Origin of the sequence: Patulibacter sp. NPDC049589 (assembly GCF_040675535.1) — a bacterium.
GTDB lineage: Bacteria > Actinomycetota > Thermoleophilia > Solirubrobacterales > Solirubrobacteraceae > Patulibacter.
In genome coordinates this window covers 1-17141 of sequence record NZ_JBFAPC010000123.1, presented here as the reverse complement: position 1 = coordinate 17141, position 17141 = coordinate 1, and the positions used below count along the sequence as shown (strand labels likewise).

Sequence of the window (17141 nt, the reverse complement as noted above, 5' to 3'; positions counted from 1 at the left end):
GCCCCACGCGGCGGTCCCCGGGGCCCGGCGGGCGCCCGGCGGGGTGGCGCAGGTGCGGGGGGCGCCGAAGGTGCGGCCCGTCCGCAATGCGCACGGGCCGCCGCGGACCCGCCCCACCGCGACGGTGAAGCGGGCGACGGTCGAGCGGCCGCTCACGCAGGCCGCGCCGTCGTTGGTGCCGCGCACGACCCGCCCGCCGCGGCGCAGCGAGCGCAGGGCGGACGCGGTGATCGCCGGGCGGGGCGCGCGGGCGTCGGCGCACGGCGCGTTCGGGTCCAGCGCGCGGGCGGCACGGTCCGACGCGGCGTTCGCGGCGGCCCGGCCGGCCTTCGCCGTCGCGTAGGGGCCGAGCAGCGCCAGGCCGGCGCGCGAGCTCGTCTCCGGCGTGTCCGCCCCGACCCGCAGCCAGTAGGTGCCCGTGCGCTTCGCGCGGAACGTCGTGGTGAGCGCGGGCGTCGTGCCGTCGTCGGCGCAGGCCACGGCGGTGTCGCCCGTCGGCGTCGTCGAGAAGACCGTGAGCGTCGCCGCCCGGTCGCCCGCGACGGCGGTCGCGTAGACGCCGCGGCGCGCGATCCGCACGCGCCGCCAGACGCCGGCCTGGGACGCGCAGCGCGGCTGGGCGGGGTCGGCGAAGGTCGTCGTCGCGCCCGTCAGGCCGACGACCTGGCCGGGACCGGAGAACGCGAACGGGGCGCCCAGGAAGGCCTGGCCCTCGGGGACGGGGAGGGTCGGCAGGTCCGTCGTGGCGAGCGACGCGACGACGGGGACGGGCGTGTCGCCGGCGCGCCAGCCGACCTGAACGAGGACCGACGCGCCGGCCGGGACGACCAGCACGGTCGCCGCGCCGGCGTCGCCGCGGGCCGGGTCGCCCGCGGTCTCGCGGCCGGAGCACGCCTGCGGCTCGTGGACGTCCGCGCCGCTGCGGCCGGCCTGGACGTAGGCGGCGAGGTCGGGGACGGCGGTGCTGACGTCCTTCGCGGCGGCCTCGACGCTGATCCGTCGCGTGCGGGACGACGCCTCGATCGACAGCCAGGCGGTGCGCTGGAACGACGACGGCCCCAGGCAGCGCGGGGCCGCCGCGTCGGGCCCGGCGCCGTCGAGGACGACCGTGCGCTGCAGATCGGTGACCGGGCCGTTCTCGGCCTCCGCGGGGAGGAACGGGACGGCGCCGGTGGGGCCATCGTTCGGGACGGTGGCGGAGGCCGCGGCCGGGAGGGCGGTCAGGGCGCAGGCGGCGATCGCGAGGGCGACGACCCGTCGGCCGGCTCGGCGGCCGGCGATCCGGGGGCGGCGCCCGTCCGTCGCGTGCGACGGACCGGCCGCGGCGACCGGTCCGGCGGTGCGGGACGTCCGCATCAGACGGGAGGCGCGCGACGTCCGCATCAGACGGCCCGCCGCTTCGCGGGGACACGGCGTCTCCTCCGCCGCCGGGCCGCGGACTCGGCGAGCGCGACGCGACGCGCGAGGTCGCGGTCGGCGACGGTCTCCAGGCGCCGCTGCCGGAGGGCCAGCGGCCTGCTCCGCGACGTGGCGGGCGCCGGGGTCGCCCGGTCGCGCGACGCCGTCGGCACGGCCTGCTGCTGCACCTGATTGGCCCCGACGGGCTGCACGAAGGACGCCAGCGTGCGCGACGGCGCGTCCTTGACGGTGATGTCGTTGACGCGGAAGTCCACCGTCAGCGCGTCCTTCGTGACGCGGGCCAGCGCCCAGCCGTGCGCCTCGCCGTCGAAGAAGCGGATGTGGGTGTTCAGCGCCCGGATCGCCGGGGTGCCCAGCGCGTTCAGCAGCGCGGGCAGGCCGGGCGAGGTGACCGATCCGCCGATGTACTCCGTCGCGACCGAGCGGCCGTTCAGCAGCAGGTCGTTGGCCATGTAGAGGTGGATGTCGCCGGTGAGGAAGACGACGTCGCCGATCGCGTTGGCCGCGATGTGGTTCAGGAGCTCCGCGCGCTCGGCCGGGTAGCCGTCCCACTGGTCGCTGTTGATCGTCGCCAGGGTCGCGCCGAGCGGGGCCAGGCCCAGCGGGGCGATCATGTCCGGGTTGCCGACGAGCTTGAAGCGTGCGCTGCTGGCCTGGATCCCGCGCTTGAGCCAGTCCAGTTGCGGGCGGCCGAGCATCGTCGTGCCCGGGTCGCCGGCCGTCCGGTACTGCCGCTGGTCGGTGATGAACAGCTCGGCGTTCCTGCCGTAGCGGAGCGAGCGGTAGAGGCGGAAGCGGTCGCCCGGGAAGGCCAGCCGCGGCAGCCACTCGGTCGACGCCCGGTAGCCCGCGTTGCGCTGCAGGTCCGACGGGGCCGGCGCGCCATCGGTGTAGTTGTCCGCGATCTCGTGGTCGTCCCAGACGTGGACGACGGGGTGCAGGCGGTGCAGCTCGCGCAGCGGCGCGTCGGCGCGGTAGAGCCGCAGCTTCTCGCGGTAGCTCGTGAGGTCCGTCGACGCCGGGTCGACGACGCCCGACCCGCGGCCCTGGCCGCCGTAGTCGCCGTAGGCGTACTCGTACGTGTAGTCGCCGAGGAACGCGCAGAGGTCGATCTCGTCGTGTGCCGCCGCGTCCGCGTGGGCGGAGAAGAAGCCCGCGCCGTAGTTCTGGCAGCTGGAGTACGCGATCGAGATCGGCGTGTCGCTGTCGCCCGGGGGCGCCGTCTTCGTGCGCCCGACCGGGGACACGTCGGTCGACGACTGCCACGCGTACCAGTAGTGCTGCGCCGGCTTCAGGCCCCCGACCCGGGCCTTCAGCGTGTGGTCGACGCCCGCGGACGTCGGGACGACCACGGTCGCCACGGTCTTCGTCAGGCCCTGGTCCTCGGCCACGATCAGCCGGGCCGCGCTGCGGGGCGCCGACGTCGTCAGCCGGCCCCAGAACGTGACGGCGTCGGACGAGGGCTCGCCCGACGCCACGCCGTCGAGGAAGCGGCCGCGGCCGACCCCGCGGGTCGTGGGCAGCAGGCGGGCGTGCGCGGGCGTCGTCAGGGCGAGGCCGGCGGCGAGGGTGCCGCCGGCCACGACGAGCTCACGGCGGGTGATCGATATGCGGGTCACGGCCTCGGGTCTGGTGCGGGAGATGGACACGGCCCGGGAGGGCGCGCGGAGGGCGTTCGCCATCCTCTCCCATCCCGACGATCGGGTGGTGAACATTCGGAGCCCGAGTGTTCCGTTCCGGTCGGAAGCGGGCGGCGCCGTACGATCCCCGGCGTGCCGCCCGCCCCCACCGCCACGACGTGAGCGCCCCCGCGCCCTGGACCGCCGGGCCGGCCCGGTGGGTCGCGCTCGCCGTGCTGCTCGTCGCCGGCGCCGCGCTGGTCGTCGTCGGGCTCGCCCTCCCCCGCGCCGACCGCGAGCCGCCGAGGATCGCCCCGCCGGCGCTGCAGCTGCTCGCGCTCGGCGACTCGCTCGGCCGCGGCGTGCAGCCCGTCGGGGCGGGGGGCGCCGACGTCGTCACCGAGCGCGGCTACGCGCCGCGCCTGGCGCGCACCCTGCGGGCCCGCCACGGCCGGGTCGATCTCGTCCGGGCGGCCTGCGGCGGCGCCGACACCGAGATCCTGCTGCGGGGCGGCGACTGCGCCCCCGACGCCCCGGTCCCCTACGCGAACGACGGCACGGGCTCGTCGCAGGTCGCGTGGGCCGTCCGCCGCCTGCGCGCCCGGCGCGCCGCCCCGACGCTGGTGACGCTCACCGTCGGCGGCAACGACGTGCTGCGCTGCCTGAACGCCGACGCCGGCCGGCTGACCCGCTGCCTGGACGCCCAGGAGCCCGCCCTCGAGCGCGGCGTCCGGACCATCGCCCGGCGTCTGAAGGCCGCCGCCGGCCCGCGGACGGTCCTCGCGGCCGCCACGGTCTACGACCCCTACGTCGGGCTGCTGCGGGTCGGCGGGGTCCCGCGGCGCGCCGTGCTCGCCTTCCACCGCCGGATCCGCGACCGCATCGACCCACGGCTGACGCGGATCCTGCGGGCCGAGGGCTGGACGGTCGCGCAGCTCGGCCGCGCGGTCGGCGGCAACGCCCCGCTGGTCGGCCGCGACCCGCGCGCAGTCCGCTCGGCGTGCTCCTCCACCTGGATGTGCGCGCTGAACGACGTGCACCTCAACGACGCCGGCTACGCACGGGCGGCGCGGCTCTTCGACCGGGCGACGCGCGCCGCGGTCGACCGGGCGCTGCGGGACTGAGCGGGCGCGGCGGCCCCGTCAGACCCCGGTGGTCACGGGCTCCGGCGGCAGCCGCAAGGGCGCCTCCGGGCTCCCCGGTCCCTCGCGCGCCGCGAGGTACGGCGCGAGGTGGCGGCCGACGACCTTGCCGCCGAGCCAGGCGCCGGGCCGGTGCTCCCCGCCGGGGCGCATCAGCAGCTCGCCCGCGGCGTCTATGCGCTCGTCGAGGACGCGCCGCAGCGGCTCGGGCGCGTCCCCGGTCACGAGCAGCCCGCGGAGCACCGGCCGGTAGGCGGCGGTCCGGCCCGGGACGCCGAGGTCCTCGGCGATGGTGCCGGCGGCCGCGTCGGCCTGCTGGCACGCCAGCCCTCCCTGCTTGAAGTGCCCGGCCGTGACGTCGCCGGCCGCGTAGACGCGCGGGCACCCGTCGACGCGGCCCTCGTCGTCGGTGCGCAGGAAGCCGTCGCCGCCGTCGGCGAGCCCGGCCACCGGCCGCCCGACGAGGACCGGCAGCGCGATCACGCGCTCCGCCGTCAGGCGCCGACCGTCCTCGAGCCGCAGCCAGCCGGGCGTGATCAGGTCGACCGCGGCGTCGGTGTGCAGCCGGACGCCGCGCGCGGCCAGGCGCCGGCCGACGACCGCGCCGCCGGCGGCCCCGAACGCGACGAGGGGCGCCGGCTCGGCGGTGACGACCCGCACGGTGCCGTCGGTGCCGGTGAGCCGGGCCGCGGCCAGCAGCGCGAGCTCGTAGGCCGGCAGCGACCACGACACCGACGGCGGGACGACGAGGGCGAGCGCGCCCCCGCCGCGGAGGTCCTCGATCGCCCGGCCGACGGCGGGGGCGTCGGCGGACCCGCGGAAGGGGATCGCGCCCCGGACGGACTCCGCGGGCCGCGCCCCGATCGCGACGAGCAGGGCGTCGTACTCGATCGGGATCCCGTCGTCGGTCCAGGCGGTCCGCGCGTCGACGTCGACGCGCGCGAGGGACCCCGTGACGACGTCGGCCTCGACGTCCCTGGCGAAGCTCGCGAGGAGCTCCGGCGGCGGCACGGGGACGAACGGCTCCATGACCGCCAGCGGCGGGTACCGGACGCTGCGCCCGGGCGCGAGGATCGTGATCTCCAGCCACGGACGCGTCGCCGTCGCCCGAAGCGCCAGCGCGGCCTCCAGCGCGGCGATCCCGCCCCCCGCGATCAGGACCCGGGGCGCGACGGGGACGGGACGGGCAGAGGCCATACGGGAGGATCGGCCGGGGACGCGGCCGCCGCCTCCGTAGTTCTCCCGGACCCGCGCGGGTCTTCCACGGATCCGACCAATCCCTCCGGCCGCGGGGCAGGCCGCGCGTCGACGGCCGGGCCCCGTCCGGCCCGACGGTGGCCCGCGCCGGCCCCCGCCTCCGCCGCGCCGGCCCCGGTCAGTCCGGGCGGACGGCGAGCGCCACGGTCCGCGCGCCGACGCCCCAGACCACGAGGCCGACGACCACCGCGACCGGCACCAGCACCAGCGACCACAGCCCGATCGCGACGGGCGAGAGCGTCAGCACCTCGGCGTCGGCCAGGCGGTCCAGCACGAAGCCGACGACGCGCCCGAGCAGCCACGCGGGCAGGCCGAGCGCGACGAGCACCACGACCGCGGCGAGCACCAGGCGGACCGCGCTGCCGCGGGTCGTGGTCCACGCCCGCCGGACGGCGCGGCGCAGCGGGACGCCCTCCTCGAGCGCCAGCGCGGGCCACAACGACAGGCGCATCACGACGACCGCGAGCCCGCCGAGGCCCACGACCAGGATCACGGTCGTCAGCTGGAAGCGCACCCGGCCCGCCAGGACCGCGACCGCGACGATCGCGCCGGCGGCCAGCGCCACGATCAGCGCGGCGAGCACGGTGGAGAGCGCGACGACCGGCCACGCGCGCCAGGCGCGGCGCAGGGCCTCGAGCGGGCGGGTCGCCCCGGCCGTCGCGGCCCCGCCGACGAGCCCCGCGACGACGACCAGCGCGACCGCGATCGCCAGCAGCCCCGCGAGGGCCACCAGCAGCCGGATCCCGAAGGCGTCGGGCCGCACGATCACCGCGCCGGCGGCCCCCTTCGGCGCGCCGGCGATCAGCTCCGTCAGCGCCACGTCCGCGCCGGCCCGCAGCACGCCCCGGATCGCCACGAGCACCGGCAACAGCGGCAGCAGCAGGACGAGCGTCGGCAGCAGCGCGACCAGTGGGCGGCGGCGCAGCCGGCCGAGCCCGGCGATGAGCGGCGTGGTCAGCCCGAAGGCGACGGGGGACGGGGCGGACACCGGCGGTGAGCCTACCGGGGGCGGCGGCCTCCCCCGGGCGGACGGCGTCCCCGCGCCATGGCGCGCATGGACGTCGACGCATGTTCTACCCTGGGGCGCGAGCTCGCGCGGGGGGAGGTCCCGGCTGTCCCCTGCGAATCCCCGCGAGGCTCCCCGCGATCGACGTGCCCCACGACCTCCCCTCGGCCCCGGGCCGGCGTCCACGACTACGGCTCCTCGCCGTGCTGGCCGTCGTCCTCCTGGCCGGGTGCGGCGCGGACGACGACGGTCCCGACGCCGTCCAGGTCCTCTCGCTCGGGGACTCGCTGGCCGTCGGGGTCCAGCCGAAGCTGCTCGGCGGCGGGCAGGAGACGCACCAGGGCTACCCGCGCCGGTTCGCCGCCGCGCTGCGCGACGAGGGCCGGAAGGTCCACCTGGTCGAGCTCGGCTGCGGCGGCGCGACCTCGTCGTCCGTGCTCACGGGCGCCCGGCAGTGCGCGCCGAAGCGCGACACCCCGTACCGCAACGAGGACCCGACGACGTCGCAGGCCGCCTGGGCCGAGGGCCTCCTGTCGTCGACGAAGGGCAAGCGGCGGGTCGTGCTGCTCGACATCGGCGGCAACGACGTCGGCTCGTGCTTCTCCGCCGGCCGCGTCCTGCCCGGCTGCATCGCCCGCGCCGGCGCCGCGCTGCGGACGAACCTCGACGACCTGCTCGGCCGCCTGCGCGAGGTCGACCGCACCGTCCCGATCGGCGTCCTGAACCTCTACGACCCGCTGCTCGGCCTGTGGGACGACCAGCCCGCGTCGCGGCCCCTCCTCGCCCGCGAGCACCGCACGTTCCTGCTGCGCGTCAACGGCGCGATCGCGAAGGCCGCCCGCCGGCACCACGCCACGCTCGTGGACCTCGCCGGCGCGATGGACCAGACCGCGCCGCTGGACCCGGGATCCGACGTCCGTCCGCGAGCCGTCGCCGCCGTCTGCCGATACACCTGGATGTGCGTCTCCGCCCCCCGGACGCCGGACATCCACCTGCGCGCCGACGGCTACGAGCTCGCCGGCCGCGAGGCCCTGTCCGCCCTGCTCCCCCGCATCCCCGCCACGCGATGAGGCTCTTCGTCGCCATCCTCGAGCGCGCCCGCAGCCAGGTCGGCCTGCAGCTGACGCTGTCGCTGCTCGTCTGCTTCGTCGCCCCGTCGATCCTGCTGGGCGCGGTCACGCAGCTCGTCGAGCCCGTGCTCGGCTGGGTCCTCTACGGCGTGGCGATCGCCTACCTGCTCACGTGCCTGCTGATGCTCGTGGAGGCCAACCTCGCGGTCCGGCACTCGTCGCGGCGCCTGCCCCCGCCGCCGCAGGACGGGTGGGACCCGACGGTGACGCTGATCGTCGCGGCCTACCTGCCCAACGAGGCCGACATCATCGAGGAGACCCTCCTGCACCTCCTGCAGGAGGTCGACATGCCGGAGGGCCGCCTGCAGGTGCTGCTCGCGTACAACACCGACCGCCGGATGCCGCTGGAGGCCGACCTGCGCGCGCTCGCCGAGCGGATCCCGGCGATCGACGTCCTGTGCGTCGAGGGCAGCCGGTCGAAGGCCGAGAACATCATGGGCGCGCTCCCGCACGTCCGCGGCGAGGTCACCGCGATCCTCGACGCCGACCACCACCTGCGCCGCGACGCCGCCCAGATCGCGCTGCGCTGGATCGACCAGGGCTACGACGTCGTGCAGGGCCGCTGCATCATCCGCAACAGCGACCGCAACCTCCTGACGCGGATCGTCGGCGCGGAGTTCGAGGGGATCTACGGGATCGCCCACTCCGGCCGCTCGCTGCTGACCGACACCGCGATCTTCGGCGGCGCCAACGGCTGGTGGCGGACCGACGTCCTGCGCCGCCTGGGCGTCGACCACCGGATGCTGACCGAGGACATCGACGTGTCGCTCCGGGCGCTCCTGTCCGGGTACCGCCTCATCCACGAGCGCGCGGTCGTCTCCACCGAGCTGGCACCCGCGACGTTCCGCGGCTGGTGGAAGCAGCGCACCCGCTGGGCCCAGGGCTGGTTCCAGGTGACGATCCGGCACACCGCCGACGTCCGCCGCTCGCGCGTCCTGGGGCCGTGGATCCGCTTCTACTGGCTCGTGATGCTCGTCTGGCGCGAGCTGTTCCCGATCATCTCGCTGCAGATCTTCACCGTGCTGGCGGCCCAGCTGATCGCCGGGCTGCCGTTCCACCTGCTGCGCGACCCGTTCCTGATCGGGACGACGGTCGTCACGCTGTCGACGGGCGCGGTCCTCGGGATCGCGTCCTACCGCGTCGCCACCGACGAGTCCCGCGAGGCCCTCGGGCTGCGCTGGTTCCTCTTCTACTGCGTCGCGGCCCTGCCGTACACCGTGCTGAAGAACGCCGTCGCCCAGGCCGCGATGGTCCGCGAGATCGTCGGCGACCGCCGCTGGATGGTCACGCGGCGCGAGGGTCCCCGCCTCCCGCGCGACGGAACGGGATCCTCTCCACCGGGGGCCGGTCCCCCTCCTCCGCAGTCCCCCAGTTCGAACCGACCGATCGAGACCGCATGACCGCCGCCGCCCCGACCCCGAAGCACCGCAAGGTCGTCGCCCTGACGGTCGTCGGGCTGCTGGGCCTCGCCGCGCCATCGGTCTCCTCCGCCGCCGCGACCGACGTCCCCCTGGCCGGCCCCGACGACGCGGCCGTGCGCTTCGGCGGCGGGCTGGACCGCTTCTCCGGCGGCATCCCGGTGCCCGTGCGGTGGACCACGGTCGGCGGCCGCGTGCACCTGCGGTGGCGCGCGTCGCAGCAGCTCTCCGAGCGCTCGGGCCTGCAGGTCCGGGTCGGCGACACGATCGTCGGCTCGACGACCCTCGGGCCCGGCGCGGGCTCCGCGAGCTTCCCGATCCCGCGCACCGCCCTGCGCGGCACGGACCGCACCGTGCCGGTCTCGGTCGAGACCCGGCTGCAGACCGCCCAGGCGATCTGCCCCACGCCGGACGACCCGTCCGCGTGGCTCGAGCTGGACCGCAGCTCCGGCGTCGTCGTCGACGGCGCCGCGCCCGCCGCGGCCCCGAGCCTGAAGTCCCTGCCCGGGTCGCTGGTCGCCGGCGTCGGCCGGCGCCGCGGCCGCGTGCTCGTCCGCTTCACGGGCGCCCCGTCGCCCGCCGGGATCCGCGCGGCGTCGCTGGCGCTCGGCGAGGTCGCCGCCGCGGCCGGCGGCCAGGGCGTCGCGGTGCGCGTCTCGATCCGGGGCACGTCCACCCGCAGGCGCCCCGGCGAGTCGGTCGTCACGATCGCCGAGGGCGCCGCGACGCCGAGCGTCACGACGAGCGTCGTCGGCGTCGACCGCGCCGCCGTCGTCGTCCTCGCCGGCCGCGGCGAGGGCCTGCTGCGCGCCGCCGGCGCGCTGCGCCCGTCGGTCTCCCGCCGCCTGCGCGGGACGTCCGCGTCGGGCACCGTCCTGCCCGCCGTCACCGTCCGCCGCGGCGGGCTGCCGCGCCGCATCCGCCTGCCCACCGGGCAGGTCACCGGGGTCGGCCGCAACGACCTCACGCTCGGCTTCCGGATCCCCGAGTGGCGCGAGGTCCTGCGCGGCTCCCGCCTGCGGCTCGCGGCCACCTACGACGCCCCCGCGGGCGGCCGCGCCGTCGTGGCGATCAACGGCCGCCAGCTCGTCGGCGAGCCGCTGACGCCGCGCGGCCCGTCGCGCTTCGCCGTCGAGGAGGCGCTCGCGCCCCGCGGCCCGTCGCTCTTCCGCGCCGACCTCCGCGCGGGCGACAACTCGGTGACGGTCCAGACGCGGATCAACCGACCGCGCGACCTGCGCTGCACGCCGGACGGCTTCGACGACGGCGGCCTCGCCGTGCAGGACGCGGGCTCCGTCACGCTGCAGACCCGGGCACGCCCGGTCACGGCGACGCTGTCGGTCCTGCCCTTCCCGCTCAACCGCCGGCCGGGCTGGGCGGGCACCACCGTCCAGCTGCCGGCGTCCCCGACCGAGGCCGAGGTCGCCGCGGTGGTCGGCACGCTCGCCGAGGCCCGGCGGACCAGCCGCGAGCTCGTCCTGCCCGACGTCCAGATCGGCGGCGACACGCCGTCCGGGACCGCCCTCGTCCTCGCCCGCGCGAGCGCCGTCCCCGACGACCTCGCCAAGGGGATCCCGGGCGGCCGCACCGACGGCGTCCTGAACGTCACGACGTCCGGGGACGCGGTCCGCGTCCTGGCGATCGGCCCGAAGGCCCTGCTGCCGCTGGCCAACGGCTACTCCGTCGGCAAGGTCCAGGGCCGGACGGTCGAGGCGCTCAGCGCGTCCCGCGTCGCGATCCGGGTCCCGGACAAGGAGCTCGTCACCGGCATCCAGCGCGGCCCGGTGCCGTGGCGCTGGCCGCTGATCGTCATCGGCGTCGCGATCCTCGCGCTCGCCGGCCTGGCCCTGCAGCGCACGACCCGGCGGCTGCGCCGGCGGACGGCGGGCTCGGCCCCGCCGCCGGACGGGACCGATGGCGACGGTCGTTCCTGAGCCCGGGGGGACTCCCGGAGGCCGGCCCGGCGGCCCCCCGCCGGAACGCTCCGGCGCGGGTGGCCCCGGCGCGGCCGGAGACGGCGCGTCCCGGTCCGGCGGCGGCAGGCCGCCGAAGGCCCCGCGCGCGAAGAAGGCCGGCCCGCCGACGAAGCCCGGCGGCGGCAACCGCCTGCGCGAGCTCGACGGGCTGCGCGCGCTCATGTTCATCGTGGTGCTCTTCCACGCCTACCAGGCGTCGGTCGGGGACCTCTCGCAGCACGCCTTCCGCGACTACTCGGCGCCCGGCATCGTCTTCACCGGCATCGACGGCCTGCTGCCGCTCTTCTTCCTGCTGTCGGGCTTCGCCACGTACTACGGCTTCGGCGGCGCGGTGCTGCTGGGCAAGCGGCTGCCCGGTAGCCGCGACTTCCTCTTCAAGCGCGCCCTGCGTCTGCTGCCGGTCTACGTCGTCGTCTTCCTCGTCGTGTGGGTGTGGCGCTACGGCGGCGGCAGCTCGCAGTGGTGGGACGTCTTCTGGGGCCTCTCGCTCCTGCAGTCGTGGAGCACCGACCACATCTTCCGCACGATCGATCCGGGCTGGTACCTGAGCGTCGAGTGGCAGTTCTCGATCGTCGTCGCCGTGGTGATCCTGCCGTGGATGCGGACGATCGCCCGCTGGCCGATGCGCAGCCGCATGGCGGGGATGCTGGTCCCACCGGCCGTCTTCATCGCGATCACGATCTGGTGGAAGAGCTCGCTCGTCGCCCACGGCGTGTCGGGCAGCCAGTTCGGCTCGTGGTTCGCGCCGCCGTCCTGGGCCTACCTGTACGGGATGGGGATGCTGCTGGGCATCGCGCTGCTGCTGCACCGCCCGGACAAGTGGCGGCTGCCCAAGCCGTACCCGACCCTGATCGTGGTGGCCGGCACCTGCTGGCTCGTGTGGCTCTCCTCCGCCCGCGGCGGCTCGTCGCAGTTCGTCCTGCAGTGGTTCTTCGAGCTGTCGTTCCTGACGCCGCTCTCGTGGATCGTGGGCGCCCTGACCGCCGACCCGGACGGCTGGATGCGCCGGACGCTGCGCAGCCCGGTCGCGCAGCTGCTGGCCGCCGCGTCGTTCAGCACGTACCTGATCCACGCGCCGATCCTGCGCTCCCTGAACGCCCGGAACATCCTGCCGATGGACGTGCCCGCCCTGTGGCCGTTCTCGGCCCTGGCGCTGATCATCATCGTCGTCCCGGCCGGGGTCCTGGCGTTCCGCTACATCGAGCAGCCGCTGTCGAGCCTCGACCGCCTGCTGCAGCCGAAGCTCGACCGCGAGCTGCAGATCACCCGCGTCAGCGCCCCGACCCTCGCCGCCGGCACCGTCCTGCCGGAGGTCACCGTCACCGACGCCGAGGGCCGCGCTCGGACGGTCCGCCAGCTGACGGGACCCGGCGGCCTGCTGCTGCTCGTCCACCCCTCGGATCCGGTCCCCAGCGGCCACCCGGCGCTCCAGGGCACCCGCGGCGCCCTGCGCGCGTTCGACTCCTCCCAGTCCGCCGCGGCGGGCTTCGGCATCCGCCTGGCGGCGCTCTCCCCCCGCGTCCCCGCGGAGGAGGACCTGGGCGCCCCGCCGCACCCCGCGGACGAGCCCCTCGACGACGCCGTCGTCCACCTCCAGGACCCCAAGGCCGCGATCGCGTCGGCCCTGGGCCTCCTCGTCGTCCGCACCGCGGGCGGCCAGAAGCAGCCCGAGGTCGCCCTGGTCGCGATCGACGCGTCGGGCACCGTCGTCGGCGTCGCCCGCGACGAGGACCCCCACCGCCTGGTCCGCACGGGCCTCGAGGCCCTCGCCGACGACGGAGCGGGCCCGCGCCCGGTCCCGCCGGTCCCGGTCGCGGTCTGACATCGACGGCCGGTCCGGTCGTCGGGGGCCGGGGCGGTCGTCGGGGGCCGGGGCGGTCGTCGGGGGCCGGGGGTGGACGGCCGGGCCGGGGCGGTAGGCCGGGGCAGGCGCGGTCGGCCGGGGCCGGGGCGGTCGGCCGGGGCCGCCGCGGTAGGCCGGGCCGGGGCGGCAGGCCGGGGCTGGCTCGGCGGGCCGGGGCCGAGGCGGCAGGCCGGGGCCGGCGCGGTCGATCACGGACACCCCATGGCCGACGATCGACCGACCCCCACCAACCCGGCCGCCGGCCACAACCCCCGCGGTCGATCACGGACACCCCATGGCCGACGATCGACCGACCCCCACCAACCCGGCGGCCAGCCAAGACCCCCGCGGTCGATCACGGACACCACCTGGCCGACGATCGACCGACCCCCACCAACCCGGCGGCCAGCCAAGACCCCCGCGGTCGATCACGGACACCCCAAGGCCGACGATCGACCGACCCCCACCAACCCGGCCGCCGGCCACAACCCCCGCGGTCGATCATGGACACCCCAAGGCCGACGATCGACCGACCCCCACCAACCCGGCGGCCAGCCAAGACCCCCGCGGTCGACCACGGACAACCCAAGGCCGACGATCGACCGACCCCCACCACCCCGGCGGTCGGCCGGGGCCGGCGCGGCCGATCGCGGACACCACCTGGCCGACGATCGACCGACCGCGCTCCCCGAACCTCCCTCAGTCGATCTCGAGGCGGTCGCCCTCGGCGGGCGGGTCCATAGCGCGGCCTTCGCGCAGCGCGCGCAGCGCGGTCTTGCGCTCGTCCTTCGTGGTGCGGTCGATCATCAGGATGCCGTCGAGGTGGTCGGTCTCGTGCTGCAGGCGGCGGGCCAGGGCCCCGTGGGCCTCGATCCGCTGCTCGCGGCCGGAGAGGTCGAGCCCGGTGACCCGCACCGACACGGGCCGCTCCACGGACACCCAGACGCCGCCGAGCGACAGGCAGCCCTCGTGCCGGACGTCGGTCTCCTCGGACGACCACTCGACGACCGGGTTGACCAGCGCCGTCGCGGCGCCGAGCTCCTCGTCGCCCTCGCGATAGACGAAGTAGCGGCGCATGATCCCGACCTGGGTGGCGGCCAGGCCGGCGCCCAGCGCGGCGTCCATGATCGTGATCAGGCGGCGGGCCTCGCCGACGAGGTCGGCGTCGATCGCGTCGACCGGCTTGGCGACCGTCTTCAGCGCCGGGTCGCCCCATTGGCGGACCTGCTGCAGGGCCTCACGGCGGCGCTGCAGGACTTCCGGGGTGAACGCGTCGGAGCTGGCCATCGGCGGAACGGTAGCGGCGCCGCGACCGGGCCGCCGCGTCGCCGCGGCCCGGCCGGCGACGGCGGCTCCGTGCACCGCCGGGACGGTGCCTCGCCGGGCACGGGGCCGTGGCCGCGGGCCGCCGCAAGCCGGGCGCGCCGGGGCGCGGGCGCCGCAACTACAGCGCGGGGACCTCGGAGGCCGGGGTAGGCCGGACCAGGCCGCGCTCGTGCAGGACCAGTGCGAGCTGGATCGTGTTGGTCGCCGCGCCCTTGCGCAGGTTGTCGCCGACCACGAAGAGGTCGAGCGCCTTGTCGTTGCCGCGGTCGCGGCGGATGCGGCCGACGAGCACGTCGCTGCGCCCGTCGCCGTCGATCGCCATCGGGTAGACCCCGGCGGCGGGGTCGTCGCGGACCTCGAGGCCCGGCGCGGCCTCCAGGATCTCCCGCGCGCGCTCCGGGGAGAGCTCCTCACGGGTCTCGACGTTGCAGGTCTCGGAGTGGCCGTTGATGACCGGCACGCGGACGCAGGTCGCGGAGATGCGGATCGTCTCGTCGCCGAGGATCTTCCGCGTCTCGTTGATGAGCTTCAGCTCCTCGTCGGTGTGGTCGTCGACGAAGGTGCCGGCGTGCGGCAGCGCGTTGAAGGCGATCCGGTGGGCGTAGCTGCGGGGTGCGGGCGGCTCGACGCCGTCGAGGATCGCGCGCGACTCCTCGAACAGCTCGTCCACGGCGGCCTTGCCGGTGCCCGAGACCGCCTGGTAGGTCGAGACGACGAGCCGCTCGATCCCCGCGGCCTGCTGGATCGGCCGCAGCGCGACCATCAGCTGCATCGTCGAGCAGTTCGGGTTGGCGACGATCCCCTTGTGGCCGTCGAGCGCCTCGGGGTTGACCTCGGAGACGACGAGCGGCACCCCGTCGTGCATCCGCCAGGCGGAGGAGTTGTCGACGACGACCGCGCCGGCGGCGGCGAACTTCGGCGCCCACTCCTTCGAGGTGCTGCCGCCCGCCGAGAAGACCGCGATGTCGAAGCCCTGGATCGTCTCGTCGTTGATCGGCTGCACCGTCATGCCGCGCAGCTGGGTGCCGGCGGACCGCGCCGAGGCGAACGGCACGATCTCGCGGATCGGCAGGCCCGCGCCGGCCGGGGCGGTGGGCTCGGATCCCTTCTGCGTCGCCTTCGTCGCGGCGCCCACGCGCGTCCCGTCGTTCGGCACGCCCAGCTCGTCCAGGAGGACGCCCCCGACCTGCCCCGTGGCGCCGACGACGGCGATGCGGTACCCCTCGCTGCTCATGCCCTAGAGGGTACGAGGAATCGCCCGCGCGCCAGGTTCCGGGCCCATGCGCGTCCCCTTGACCCGTCATGCGCCGCCGGCATGCCCCGTCCCGGACCGCTGACCCCTCCGCGGCCGCTCTGGGAATCGATCACGAAACGGTGATTCCCAGAGCGGCCGCGGAGACGAGCGCCCATCGGCAGGCCGGGCGGCCCACCCTGCCGATCCGCCCCGCGGCCGTCCCGGGGCGTTCCCCGCTGATGGCCGCTCTGGGAATCGATCACGAAACGGTGATTCCCAGAGCGGCCGCGGAGACGAGCGCGGGTGGGCGGGCGACCGTCCTCCCGGGGCTGGGACCGGCGCCTGCGTCCTTCCGAGGCGCCCGGGGTCCCGGCTTCAGGTATCCCGAGGCACAACAGGTGACGTGCCTCGGGGTCTCTGGTCCTCCGGGGTCCCCGGGGCTTGCGGGGTCCTGGGCCCTCTCACGCCGGTCTACGGGGCCGCGGGCCGGTGTCCCAGGTCTTCGGGCCCTGGGCCTACGGGGTCCTGGGCCTACGGGGTCCCGGTCCTACGGGGTCCCGGTCCTACGGGGTCCCGGTCCTACGGGGTCCCGGTCCTACGGGGTCCCGGGCTTGCCGGGCTCGCCGACCCGGCGGCCGTCGAGCGTCGCGCGCCAGTAGCGGCGGACCGGGCTGCCGTCCTTCAGGTAGACGCCCCACACCGTGCGCGATCCCGGGAACGCGGCGACCCGGGGGTTCAGGAGCACGTAGTCGACGCGGCTGGTCGCGCGGTTCTTCGCCCGGCTCTCGATGCGACGGAGGGCGCGCTCGGGGCCCATCGGGTTCACCGCCGAGAACGGTATGCCGTTGAGCTGCGTCGTCTCCGTCGGGGCGCTCGCCTCGACGCCGAACGCCGCGTTCACCGTCCACCGGCGCTCCTGGTAGCCGCGCCGGGTGGTCACGGCGACGGAGCCCGGGCGGACGTCGATGCCCGTGACCACCGACTTCTCCGCCACCAGCGGCTCCACGGCCTGGAGCGCGCGGCGGACGTTCGCGGACCGCACCATCGAGGTGCCCGTGATGCCGGTCGGCTTGCGCGCGGGGCCCGGCTCGCCGGGCTCGGGGGCGGGCGCGCCGTCGTCGGAGCGGATGACGTGCCGGCCGTGGCCGTCGCCGGTCCAGCGGGCACCGCCCTCGAGGTAGAGGGCCCACGACTGCGGGTCGCCCGGCTCACGGCCCGCGTCGAGGACCACGTAGTCGCTGTCGTCGGTGAGGATCGCGCCCGACGTCCCGCGGCGGGCCGCCTCGATCAGGCGGGTCGGCGCCGAGCGGTCCAGCGCCTCGAGCGGGACGCCGCGGCCGCTCGTCGCCCCCGAGGTGCCCGTGGAGACGTCGCTGCCACGGCGGATCGTGATCGACCGTCCCTGCGCCCCCGTCGCGGTCGCGACGGTGCCGCTCAGGTACTCCCGGCGGATCGACAGCGAGAAGACCTTCTCGCCGGGCTTCATCTCGCGCTCCAGGCGCGCCAGGGCGCCGCGCAGGCCCTCCGACCGGAGCATCGAGGCGGCGTCCTCCGCGCCCTTCAGGTCGTCCAGCGAGTTGAGGACGCCGCGCACCCCGGACTCGTCGTCGGTGCCGACGAGCGAGACGACCGGCACCGCGATGACGGCGGCCACGACCACCAGGGCGATGAGCCCCGGCAGGCAGCCGGTCGAGCGGCGCCCCGACGGTCCGGACGGGCCGCGGCCGCGGGAGCGCCGGGCCCGCGACGCGGCCTCGCGCGCCGCGCGGGC

General features: G+C 76.5%; 12 protein-coding genes. 5 read left to right on the top strand and 7 right to left on the bottom strand.

Annotated features, from left to right (window positions below):
• The coding region (locus AB0L40_RS19855; protein WP_364358524.1) for a hypothetical protein at nucleotides 1-1356 on the bottom strand (1356 nt) is incomplete at its 3' end.
• A 26-nt stretch (nucleotides 1357-1382) separates the two neighbouring features.
• Nucleotides 1383-3038 carry an alkaline phosphatase D family protein gene (locus AB0L40_RS19850; protein ID WP_364358521.1) on the bottom strand — a complete coding sequence of 552 codons (1656 nt, stop codon included), beginning with the start codon at nucleotides 3036-3038 and terminating at the stop codon, nucleotides 1383-1385.
• A gap of 179 nt (nucleotides 3039-3217) precedes the next feature.
• Between AB0L40_RS19850 and AB0L40_RS19845 the strand changes: the two genes are divergently transcribed.
• On the top strand, nucleotides 3218-4162 hold the full coding sequence (locus AB0L40_RS19845; RefSeq protein WP_364358518.1) for an SGNH/GDSL hydrolase family protein: 945 nt from the start codon (nucleotides 3218-3220) through the stop codon (nucleotides 4160-4162).
• A gap of 18 nt (nucleotides 4163-4180) precedes the next feature.
• Here AB0L40_RS19845 and AB0L40_RS19840 read toward each other — a convergent pair whose 3' ends face one another.
• Both AB0L40_RS19840 and AB0L40_RS19835 read right to left on the bottom strand, forming a co-directional pair.
• Nucleotides 4181-5377, bottom strand: a complete 1197-nt coding sequence (locus AB0L40_RS19840; RefSeq protein WP_364358515.1) for an FAD-dependent oxidoreductase — start codon at nucleotides 5375-5377, stop codon at nucleotides 4181-4183.
• Nucleotides 5378-5555: 178 nt separating this feature from the next.
• Nucleotides 5556-6425, bottom strand: a complete 870-nt coding sequence (locus tag AB0L40_RS19835; protein WP_364358512.1) for a hypothetical protein — start codon at nucleotides 6423-6425, stop codon at nucleotides 5556-5558.
• 164 nt (nucleotides 6426-6589) lie between these two features.
• Here AB0L40_RS19835 and AB0L40_RS19830 point away from each other — a divergent pair, with 164 nt between their 5' ends.
• Genes AB0L40_RS19830 through AB0L40_RS19815 form a run of 4 tightly spaced genes read left to right on the top strand, consistent with a single transcriptional unit; the run spans nucleotide 6590 to nucleotide 12789 of the window.
• Complete coding sequence (locus AB0L40_RS19830; RefSeq protein ID WP_364358509.1) at nucleotides 6590-7513, top strand: SGNH/GDSL hydrolase family protein; 924 nt, start codon at nucleotides 6590-6592, stop codon at nucleotides 7511-7513.
• Nucleotides 7510-8973, top strand: coding sequence for a glycosyltransferase family 2 protein (locus AB0L40_RS19825; protein WP_364358506.1), 1464 nt, complete (start codon nucleotides 7510-7512; stop codon nucleotides 8971-8973). The genes AB0L40_RS19830 and AB0L40_RS19825 overlap by 4 nt, the downstream gene beginning before the upstream one ends.
• The gene (locus AB0L40_RS19820) at nucleotides 8970-10925 is read left to right on the top strand and encodes a cellulose biosynthesis cyclic di-GMP-binding regulatory protein BcsB (protein ID WP_364358503.1); all 1956 of its coding nucleotides are present in this window, start codon (nucleotides 8970-8972) and stop codon (nucleotides 10923-10925) included. The genes AB0L40_RS19825 and AB0L40_RS19820 overlap by 4 nt, the downstream gene beginning before the upstream one ends.
• A complete protein-coding gene (locus AB0L40_RS19815; RefSeq protein WP_364358500.1) occupies nucleotides 10906-12789 on the top strand; it encodes an acyltransferase in 1884 nt (627 codons plus the stop codon). The genes AB0L40_RS19820 and AB0L40_RS19815 overlap by 20 nt, the downstream gene beginning before the upstream one ends.
• 720 nt (nucleotides 12790-13509) lie before the next feature.
• On the opposite strand, the gene def is transcribed toward AB0L40_RS19815, so the two are convergent.
• The 3 genes from def to AB0L40_RS19800 form a co-directional block, all read right to left on the bottom strand.
• Complete coding sequence (def, locus tag AB0L40_RS19810) at nucleotides 13510-14097, bottom strand: peptide deformylase (protein ID WP_364358497.1); 588 nt, start codon at nucleotides 14095-14097, stop codon at nucleotides 13510-13512.
• 157 nt (nucleotides 14098-14254) lie between these two features.
• Nucleotides 14255-15370 (bottom strand): aspartate-semialdehyde dehydrogenase, encoded by a 1116-nt coding sequence (locus tag AB0L40_RS19805; RefSeq protein WP_364358494.1) that lies wholly within the window; start codon nucleotides 15368-15370, stop codon nucleotides 14255-14257.
• 595 nt (nucleotides 15371-15965) lie between these two features.
• A partial coding sequence (locus AB0L40_RS19800; protein WP_364358491.1) for a hypothetical protein occupies nucleotides 15966-17141 on the bottom strand: 1176 nt, incomplete at its 5' end.